Source organism: Klebsiella sp. X1-16S-Nf21 (assembly GCF_002837615.1).
GTDB classification, from domain to species: Bacteria; Pseudomonadota; Gammaproteobacteria; order Enterobacterales; family Enterobacteriaceae; genus Klebsiella; species Klebsiella variicola.
Genome location: NZ_PJDK01000123.1, coordinates 1 through 9,610, shown reverse-complemented (window position 1 = coordinate 9,610; position 9,610 = coordinate 1). Strand labels below are relative to the sequence as shown.

The 9,610-nt window shown below is 56.8% G+C and carries 11 protein-coding genes; 3 read left to right on the top strand and 8 right to left on the bottom strand.

The features are described from left to right. Positions 1-859 (top strand): MFS transporter (locus CW267_RS28915; protein ID WP_101148699.1); only part of this gene is annotated, 859 nt, incomplete at its 5' end. Here the strand turns inward: CW267_RS28915 and CW267_RS28910 are convergent. The 7 genes from CW267_RS28910 to CW267_RS28880 form a co-directional block, all read right to left on the bottom strand. After that, complete coding sequence (locus CW267_RS28910; protein WP_032754064.1) at positions 856-1,872, bottom strand: acyl-CoA--6-aminopenicillanic acid acyl-transferase; 1,017 nt, start codon at positions 1,870-1,872, stop codon at positions 856-858. The genes CW267_RS28915 and CW267_RS28910 overlap by 4 nt on opposite strands. A 21-nt stretch (positions 1,873-1,893) precedes the next feature. Further along, positions 1,894-2,616 (bottom strand): glutamine ABC transporter ATP-binding protein GlnQ, encoded by a 723-nt coding sequence (gene glnQ / locus CW267_RS28905; protein ID WP_012542105.1) that lies wholly within the window; start codon positions 2,614-2,616, stop codon positions 1,894-1,896. Positions 2,617-2,618: 2 nt separating this feature from the next. After that, complete coding sequence (gene glnP / locus CW267_RS28900; RefSeq protein WP_012542106.1) at positions 2,619-3,275, bottom strand: glutamine ABC transporter permease GlnP; 657 nt, start codon at positions 3,273-3,275, stop codon at positions 2,619-2,621. A 51-nt stretch (positions 3,276-3,326) separates the two neighbouring features. Next, positions 3,327-4,079 carry a glutamine ABC transporter substrate-binding protein GlnH gene (glnH, locus tag CW267_RS28895; protein ID WP_008807644.1) on the bottom strand — a complete coding sequence of 251 codons (753 nt, stop codon included), beginning with the start codon at positions 4,077-4,079 and terminating at the stop codon, positions 3,327-3,329. Between the two features lie 127 nt (positions 4,080-4,206). Continuing rightward, complete coding sequence (locus CW267_RS28890; protein WP_170919896.1) at positions 4,207-4,761, bottom strand: carboxymuconolactone decarboxylase family protein; 555 nt, start codon at positions 4,759-4,761, stop codon at positions 4,207-4,209. Then, positions 4,758-6,086 carry an aspartate aminotransferase family protein gene (locus CW267_RS28885; RefSeq protein ID WP_032739607.1) on the bottom strand — a complete coding sequence of 443 codons (1,329 nt, stop codon included), beginning with the start codon at positions 6,084-6,086 and terminating at the stop codon, positions 4,758-4,760. The genes CW267_RS28890 and CW267_RS28885 overlap by 4 nt, the downstream gene beginning before the upstream one ends. A gap of 128 nt (positions 6,087-6,214) precedes the next feature. Then, positions 6,215-7,072 (bottom strand): MurR/RpiR family transcriptional regulator, encoded by an 858-nt coding sequence (locus CW267_RS28880; protein WP_008807647.1) that lies wholly within the window; start codon positions 7,070-7,072, stop codon positions 6,215-6,217. A 226-nt stretch (positions 7,073-7,298) separates the two neighbouring features. Between CW267_RS28880 and CW267_RS28875 the strand changes: the two genes are divergently transcribed. Both CW267_RS28875 and CW267_RS28870 read left to right on the top strand, forming a co-directional pair. Then, positions 7,299-8,306: an AraC family transcriptional regulator gene (locus tag CW267_RS28875; protein ID WP_008807648.1), complete on the top strand. Its 1,008-nt coding sequence runs from the start codon at positions 7,299-7,301 to the stop codon at positions 8,304-8,306. Positions 8,307-8,408: 102 nt separating this feature from the next. Continuing rightward, a complete protein-coding gene (locus CW267_RS28870; protein ID WP_022065497.1) occupies positions 8,409-9,239 on the top strand; it encodes an oxidoreductase in 831 nt (276 codons plus the stop codon). Between the two features lie 13 nt (positions 9,240-9,252). Here CW267_RS28870 and CW267_RS28865 read toward each other — a convergent pair. Further along, on the bottom strand, positions 9,253-9,610 hold a 358-nt coding region (locus CW267_RS28865; RefSeq protein WP_264755092.1), incomplete at its 5' end, for a LysR substrate-binding domain-containing protein.

Sequence of the window (9,610 nt, the reverse complement as noted above, 5' to 3'; positions counted from 1 at the left end):
CCGCATGATTGGCGCCCTGGCGCATGGCGCCTTCTGGGCCTTAATTGGCATCGTCGCCGCGCAGCTGGTCCCGCCACACCGGCTGGGGCTGGCTACGGCAATCATTTTTGGCGGCGTGTCGGCGGCAAGCGTTGTGGGGGTACCGCTGGCGAGCTTTATCGCCACCCTGGCGGGCTGGCGACACGCGTTTTTGGCGGTGGCCCTGCTGTCACTGGCCGCAGCGGCAGTGCTATGCTCGACGCTGCCCGCGCTGGCCGCGTCCACCCCCGTCAGGCTGGGTGTTTATCGCGATATCTTCCGTAATCCGCTGCTCTGCGGCCTGTATGGCGCCACGGCCTGCATCATTACCGCTCACTTTGCCGCCTTCACCTACGTTGAACCGCTGCTGATAACACTGCAGGGAGTACCGGCGACCGCTCTCTCCGGTCTGCTGCTGTTGTCAGGGGTTTCCGGGCTGGTGGGTAACGTTATCGCGGGTAAGCTTATCGACCGTCATCTGAAGGGGCTGATTTTTGCTTCACTGCTGCTGAGCGGGGGCGCGCTGGCGCTCCTCGGCACCGGACGGCTTGCGCTCCTGCCTTTCTGTTTTAGCGGGCTGCTGTTAGCCCTGTGGGGCGCCGGTATCGCGATCGTGTTTGTCGGCTTACAGACCTGGCTGCTGCGCAGCGCAGGCGCGGTCGCCCAGCCGGCGTCAGCCATTTACGTGGCTATTTTTAATGCCGCCATCGGCACCGGGGCGCTTGTCGGCGGCCAGCTGATCGCCACTGCGGGCTTGTCAGGCATGATGTGGCTGGCGGCGGGGATCATGGCGTGCAGTACGCTGCTGATCGCCCTGCTGAAAACGCCCTCAGCCGGCTAAAGGCTGCCCTGCAAAACCGCGTTTTCACGATCCAGGGTGAAGACCTGCCATGCGACCCGGGTCGCGCTCAGGGTAAAAATGGCCGTCGCCAGCGTATTTTCGTCATCCGGATCTTCCGCAGACAGCCGGTAAATCGGTAACAGCGGATCATGCTGGTCGGAGAGCATCGCTTTCGCTGTCACCCCATCCAGCGACGGGGTTGTCGCCAGCCACGCGTCCAGGCGCTGCTGGCGTGAGCCGGAGCTCCCGGTCACGATCTGTTCAATGGTCGCAAGCTGGGGATGGATCAGATGGTTGGCATGCCCAAAGGTGGCGGTCAGCTCGCGCACTGAGCTGCCGGAGCCGGTAGCTTCCACGCTAAACAGACGGCTATCGCCCATTTGACCCAGCGTGTGGTGAAACGCGCCCGCGCGCGGTGTCGCGGTCAGCAGGGTAATGGCCTCATCTAACGTGGTGGCATTCAGCGATGCGCGGGCCAGTATCTGGCGCGGCATCCCCTCGGGGCGATGCACGGCACGAATATTGTTGACCGTATTGACTATCCCCTTCTCATTCACCGCGAAGGTGTGCCCGCACAGGGAGCCGGGGTAGGCGAAGCTGGTGAAGGCGAGGCCCACATCCGGTGTCACGTGGACGATGGCGCAGTCACCGCGCAGCTGCGGGAAACCGTCTTCGTTGTGCGCAATAATTAACTCGCCCTCAGCGCTTATCCCCGCCAGGGTAGTGCAGCCATCCGACGTCGAACGCACCAGATCGCCGCGACAGTTCCAGGCAAACACCTCATCCACCGGCGCCTGCAGCCCCTCCGCCATGCCCTCCAGCTCCTGCCAGATCTGCGGCCACTGAGCCTGGACGGCTGCGCGCATGCGCTGGGTTTGTTCCGCCGTTTTCATGGCGGTTACAGTTTGCCACAGCGCTGTTTGCCTGATTTTAGTATGCCAGGCCTCACGACCAAACGCGCCAAGCTGCTGACCGACCGCATAGGCGGAACCACGGATTGCGATTGTTTTCATATTGTCATCATTCACTTATGTTCAGGATACGTGTTGCAAAAACTCTTGCAGACGCGGATTGCTGCTGGCAGTGAGCAGCACCTCAGGTGAACCATCTTCGGCAATGGTGCCGCCATCAATAAAGATCAACCGGGAAGCCACCTCTCTGGCAAAGCCAATCTCATGAGTCACAATCACCATCGTCATGCCCTCTTCGGCCAGCGAGCGCATGACCTTTAACACCTCATGCCGCAGTTCGGGATCGAGGGCGGATGTTGGCTCATCAAATAACATCATTTTTGGTTTTACCGCCAGGGCACGAGCTATCGCCACGCGCTGCTGCTGTCCCCCCGAGAGCTCTGCCGGATAGTGGTTAGCGCGTTCGCGCAGACCCACGCGGTCCAGCAACGCCAGCGCCTGCTCCCGCGCCGCGGCCTTACTCTGCTTACGCACGCGAACCGGACCAAACATGACATTCTCAAGGGCGGTCAGATGCGGGAACAAATGAAACTGTTGAAACACCATACCGGCTTCGCGGCGAATATCACACTCATTCGCGTGCGGATCCGTAATATGCATGCCCGCCACCAGCAGCGTTCCCGAAGAGATCTCCTCCAGCTTGTTAATGCAGCGCAACAGGGTCGATTTTCCCGAGCCGGACGGGCCAATGATCACCACCACCTCGCCCGCTTCAATCTTTAAATTGATATCGTGCAGCACCTGAGTGGCGCCGAAGTTTTTCGCTACCGCGCTAAATTCAACCATGCTCATAAAATATGGATCCTTTTCTCAAGTTGTTTCAGCAGGAAGCTCAGGCACAATGTTAAAAACAGATAAATCATCGCCACCGCCGTCCACACCTCCAGCGCCCGAAAGTTACCGGCAATAATCTCTTGTCCCTGGCGGGTTAATTCTGCCACGCCAATCACAATAAATAGCGAGGTATCTTTTATACTGATAATCCACTGATTGCCTAATGCCGGGATCATTCGCCGAAAAGCCAGCGGCATAATGACATGTAATAGGGTGCTGCGTGGCGATAACCCCATCGCCAGGCTGGCTTCTTTAAAACCTTTATTGATCGACAGAATCGCGCCCCGGGTGATCTCCGCTATATAAGCGCCGGAGTTAATCACAATGGTGATAATAGCGGCAGGAACCGGGTCAATACGCACCGGCAACACCATCGGCAGGGCGAAGTAGATAAACATCACCTGCACCATGATCGGCGTTCCGCGGATTAATTCCACAAACACCAGCGATACCGTTTTTGATATTGTCCCGCCTAATGCGCGGCAGGTTCCCGCCAGCAAGCCAATGATTAACCCACCTAACAAACCGGACAAAGAGATAATCAGCGTCAGCTGCAAGCCCTGCATCAGCAGCGGTAAAGCATCCCAAATATAGCGACTGTCAAAATTCATCATTCTACCCGTCAAGAAGAAATGAGGTCGGATCGCTCCGACCTGGCAGGGTTATTTCGGCTGTTTAGCAAACCACTTTACGTAAATCTTGTCGTAGGTACCATCGGCACGCAGGGCCTGTAGAGCCTGGTTCACTTTTGGCGTCAGGCTGCTGTTTTTCTGCATCGCAAAGCCATATTGCTGTGGCAGAATGCTGTCCGTCTCCCCGGTGGATTTGACCTTGCCATTACCCGCCGTCTTCACGTAGTAAAGGACATTTGGCGAATCGTGAACGACGGCATCGAGATTGCCGGCCTGCAGATCAAGGTAGGCGTTATCGATGTTCGGGAACTCGATATAATTCGCTTTATATTTGCTTTTCATAAAGCTGGCCGCCGCCGTCCCCTGCTTAAGGCCAACTTTTTTCCCGGTCAAATCACTGAATTTGGCAATGGAATTATCAGTACTTTTCACGGCTATTAACAGGTCGGCATTATAATACCCATCACTGAAATCCACGACCTGTTTACGCGCATCGGTAATGGTTATGCCGGCCATCGCCACGTCCAGATTACGCGACTGCAGCCCGGGGATGAGGCCGCCGAAATCCATCGGCCTTAATTCGTAGCTGATATGCATTTTCTTTGCGATAGCATCCCACAAATCGATATCAAAGCCGACATATTTATCACCTTGTTTAAATTCAAAAGGGACAAAGGCGGTATCCACGCCCACCGTTATTTTGTCCTGGGCTGCTGTCACAAAACTGGCTGAACAAATAACCAAAGCCAGCGTCAGTTTTAATTTATTAAATAGTCCAGTCATAATTACCCTCAGCGTCAATGAAATGGCATGCAACGAATATCAGCCTGCGATATATATCGCCGGAAGAACCAATAACAACACTTGATATGCAGGGCGCATTATTATGCGCCCGAATGAAAAGGCTAATTTATTCAGAAAATAGAGAGTCGGTGGTATCCGGTACGGGCGTCTGGACGCTGTTCATCACCATGGAGAGAAAACTGTAATAACCGTTTATCCCAATCAGATCCACCACGCCCTTCTCACCCCATAAATCAACGGCTTGTTGCCAGGTGCTATCACTCACCTTTTGCTGCTGATGCAGTTGCTGACAGAAGTCATAGATCACCTGCTCATCGGGCCGGAGATCGTCTGGCGGGCGCCGTTGCTTAATCGCCCGCACCGCCGCGGCAGAGATGCCCTTCTCACGTGCTATTGGCGCATGGATCGCCCACTCTACCGGCTGTGACCAGTGCCGTGCTGTCAGCAAAATCGCCAGTTCAGAAAGACGCTGACCCAGCGCGCTGCGATAACGTAAATACTCCCCCATACGCTGGGCATGCGCCATCAGCTCGGGACTACGCAGCAGCGGCTCAAAAGGCGGCAGTAAGGCGCCGCGCGGCCCATTGATGATCTCTTCCGCTAACTGACGTTGCCGCTCGTCCCATTCCTGTTCCGCCAGGGGCGGTAAACGATTGATCATAATTTTCCCGTCTCTTCGCGGATCACGCTGTTCAGCGTATCGACCACAAAGTCGATCTGCGCCGGGGTGATGATAAACGGCGGCGCGATCAGGATGTGATCGCCATACTGACCATCGATCGTGCCGCCCATGGGGTAGACCATCAACCCACGCGCCATACAATTTGCTTTGATCGCAGCATGCAGCTTCAGGGCAGGATCGAACGGGGTTTTGTTGTCTTTATCGCGCACCAGCTCGACGCCGGCAAACAGGCCGCGTCCGCGCGTATCGCCGACATGCGGTAACTCACCCAGCACCTCGCGCAGGGCCTGTTGCAGATAGGCGCCCTGCTGTTTGACGGCAGCCAGTAAATTATCGCGCGCAATCACCTGCTGCACCGCCAGAGCTGCCGACGCGGCGGTAGCATGACAAATGTAAGTGTGGCCATGCTGGAACAACCCGCTGCCCGCCTTCAGCGCGGAAACAATGGTCTCACTCGCCAGTACCGCCCCAATCGGCTGATAACCCCCGCCGAGTCCCTTGGCGATGGTTACTAAATCAGGCACCACGTCGTCTTGTTCAAACGCGTGCAGCGTCCCGGTACGCCCCATACCGCACATCACCTCATCGGCGATATACAGGATGCCGTATTTATCGCACAGGCGGCGCACCCCCTTCAGATAGCCCGGCGTCGGCGGCGTGGCCCCCGTCGTCGCCCCCACCACGGTTTCCGCACAGAAACCGATAATCGTTTCCGGGCCGGCCTCAAGGATGGCTTGCTCCAGCTCATTAAGCAGACGTTCGGTATACTGTTGCTGGGTCTCGTCAGCCCGGCGATCGCGGTACTCATTGCAGGCTGAGACGCGGATAACATCCATTAATAAGGGGGCAAACTGGCGACGGCGCCATTCGTTACCGCCCACCGCCAGCGCGCCCAGCGTATTGCCGTGATAGCTCTGTTTACGGGCGATAAATCGGGTGCGCGATGGCTGGCCGATCTCCACAAAGTACTGCCGCGCTATCTTCAGCGCCGTCTCTATTGCTTCGGATCCGCCCGAGACAAAGTAGGCATAGTTAAGCTCGCCGGGTGCCGTGCGGGTGAGATGTTCGGCCAGCTGTTCCACGACATCACTGGTAAAAAAACTGGTATGCGCATAGGCCAGCTGATCGATCTGGCGGTGCATCGCCGCCAGCACATCAGGGTGTGCGTGTCCGAGGCAGGAAACCGCCGCCCCGCCGCAGGCATCAAGATACGGCTTTCCCTGGGCATCAAAGATATAGGCCCCCTGGGCACGTGAGGCCACGATCGGCGTGCTACGCAGGCTGCGGTGAATGACATGACTCATACTGGGTTCTGCTCCTGAATCCGCTACATTAATTGAGCGTATCTTGCAGGATCCATTTGGATCACGTCAACGAAATAAAGATATAAATGCATCCATAATTCTTATACCAGATACATTTGAATCATTTATCAGGATTTACCGGGGATCACATAGACGCCAGAATCGATAAGATAGCGTTCGGCACTTTCAATTTTACTCACCGCCTCCCGGCCGTGGCGCACCACCAGCATCGCCAGTAAACACTCCGCCAGCCCCATGCCGGAGACCACGGAAGGGAAAAATGACGGACTGTCGATGGAAAACAGCAGCGTGCAGTCTGCCGCCTGCGCTAAGGGGGAAACCGGCGAGTCGGTAATGGCGAGGATCTTCGCCCCTGCCTGCCGGGCTGCCCGTAAAACATCCAGTGATTCGCGTGAATAGGGCGCAAAGCTGGTGAGTAAGACGCAATCCCGGTTGGTCAGTTCGCGGGTGAAAACTTCGATATTGCTGGCCAGGCCATCGATTAACGATACCTGCCGGTTGAACAGTCGATAGACATAAAACAGCGACCACGCGATTGGAAAGCTGGCGCGGAATCCGCAGATATAGACATTCTCCGCGCTATCGAGCAAGGTCACCGCCTGCTCCATCTCCTGCGCATTTTCGTTTTGCGTAAAGGTCAGATTCGCCTGATGCGCCTGAAAAACCTCTTTATACAGCTGCGTTTGCGTGCCGCGGGCCATCATTTTTTCCGCTTTTGATACGTACGTATCATTGCGCAGCCCCAGGTCGTCAATGAAATCGCTTTTCAGCTCGCTCCAGCCGCGGTAACCCAGCCGCTGCGCCAGACGCAGCAGCGTCGCCGGTTTTACCCCGGCTTCCGCCGCGAAGGCACGCATCGATAACACCACCAGTTGGCTGGCATTTTGCAGTGAGAACTCGGCGGCGCGTTGCAGCTCGGGCGACAACCCGCCGAATTCATTAATGATTTTTTCCCTGAGATTCATGGCAGCTACTTACTGGTTTTAAGTGAAAGCTATCTAATCATATTTGAGATCAAGACTCTATAGGTGGCTAACGACCCCGCGGGCCACATCCGTTCCCCCTTCTCATTGCTGGCGTGCTTTACTTCAAATATGGCGCAAGAGGAATGTCACTGGCGGGTGGGAAAAGGTATGCTCTTATCAGGGGGCGTTGCACATCAAAGCCCTGTTCACTGCTGGAAATTTCACCATGGCACGCAACCGCACTTTTTCTCTCAATCTCCGTTGGCGAGCGCTGCTCAAAGACGCAGGGATGGAGCCTGAACATCTCCTCCGCCAGGCCGGTTTGCCGGACGACACCTTTTCAGACATCAATCGCGGTCTGACTACCGATGAGTATCTGCGTTTCTGGCGCGTGCTGGAAAAAGAAAGCGACGATCAGGCCTTTCCTTTGCCCTTTGTAGAAAGGGTCTCTGCGGAAGTGTTTGATCCCCCGCTGTTCGCCGCCTTGTGTAGTACCCACATGATGCAGGCGGTCCAGCGGCTGGCCAAGTATAAACTGCTTATTGCCCCCATGGTGCTGGAGACGACGGTCGTGCAGAACGGCACGCTGACAGTGTCTCCGCGCTGGCTGGGAGCAACAGAAATCCCTGCCTCTCTGGAAGTGGCAGAGCTGGCATTTTTACTTCGTCTGAACCGACTGGCCACCCGCGAACCGGTTCAGGCCGTGAAAGTAACGCTCTCAAAGCCCCTCACCCGCCAGCAGACCCACCACTTTTCAGCCTTCTTCGGCACAACCATACAGCATGGAAAGCGGGCGACCATCAGCTTTGCCGCCGCTGATGCCCTGCGGCCCTTTTTGACGGTGAACGAAGGTATGTGGCAGGTCTTTGAGCCGGAGCTGCAGCGTCGTCTCAGCCAGCTTAGCGATCAGGCCTCAACGGCTGAACGTGTTCATGCAGTCCTGCTGGAGCTTCTGCCGGGCAACGACGCCTCTATCGACAATACGGCGCAACGTCTGGGAATGAGCAAACGCACCCTGCAGCGCAGGCTGGAGCAGGAGGGAGAGAATTATCGCGCCCTTGTTCACGCTTGTCGCGAAGCGCTGGCTCGCCACTATCTTCTCAATACCACGCTTTCCGGTTATGAGATCGCCTTTCTGCTCGGTTTTGAAGATCCAAATTCCTTCTACCGGGCTTTTATGGCGTGGACCGGCCAGACGCCAGAAACCCTCAGAGACATGATGCGCCTCAACTAAGCGCGCGTCATGGCGCGCTTTGCCAGTATTGTGGCGCACCGTGCCAGCGACACCGCGCCTGACAGCAGGCACACTCAGCGCAGTCTACTTGCCGAGGTGCTTATGTTTATTCAGGAAAAGAAAACCGCGCTGGTCACCGGCGCATCGTCAGGGATGGGGAAAGCCATTGCCCGTCGTCTTATCCAGGAGGGTTACCAGGTTTACGTTGCTGCCCGGCAGCTCGGGAAAATGGACGATCTGGCTTCGCTAGGGGCCCAATGCCTGCAGATGGATCTCTCACGACAGGACGATCGGTTGGCGGTCGTGAACACCATTCTGTCTCAGACCGGAGGGGTCGATGTACTGGTCAATAATGCCGGTTTTGGCCTGTATGGCCCGGTCGAAGAGATCGGTATCGATGAGGCTCGCTACCAGTTTGAGGTCAATCTCTTCGGCGCGGCGCATCTCACGCAACTACTGCTTCCCGCGATGCGCGCCCGCCGTCGCGGATATATTGTCAATATCTCTTCCATGGGCGGGAAGATGTATAGCGTCCTCGGCGCATGGTACCACGCCACCAAACATGCACTTGAGGGGTGGTCAGACTGCCTGCGGCTGGAAGTTGCCGACTTCGGCATCAAGGTGGTTATCATCGAACCTGGAGTGATTGAAACCGGCTTCGGCGATGCGGCCAGTGAAAGTATTGTCAAACGTTCGGCCACAGGACCGTATGGTCAGTTGGTAAGAGGGGTCGCCCTGTCGATCCAAAAAACGTACGGCCATGGCACCGGCAGCGACCCGCAGACGATCGCCGAGGTAGTACTGGTCGCGGTGAAGGCCTCAAATCCACGCCCCCGTTATGCCGTCGGTAAGTATGCCAAATTGCTTATCCGGATGCGTGTCTGGCTGGGCGACCGTCTTTTCGATCGTATCATCCTCAGCCAGATGCGCTGAGGTCATGTTCTGCTCACCTTCGCCTCGCGCTGGAGGGGGATGACTCTCCCAGCCAGTCGATAAAAAACGCCATAAACGCCGACACCTGCGGCGGCTGCAGCTTTCGCTGGGGAAAGACAAACTGCAGCCCAACCTCCTTGCGGTCTAAGGGGCTGAATCCGGTGAAGCGCTCGGCAAACAGCACCTGAAGCCGTCCCTCCTCTACATCCCTCTTCACATCCCACCATGATTTACCGGCGATCCCCGCCCCGCTGAGCGCCCACTGCCGCAGCAGTGCCCCATCGTCGCAGACCATCGCCGGCGTCACCCGCACCACGCGCTCCTTTCCCGCCTCCTCGAAGCGCCATTCATTCATCACCACACCGTGCCGC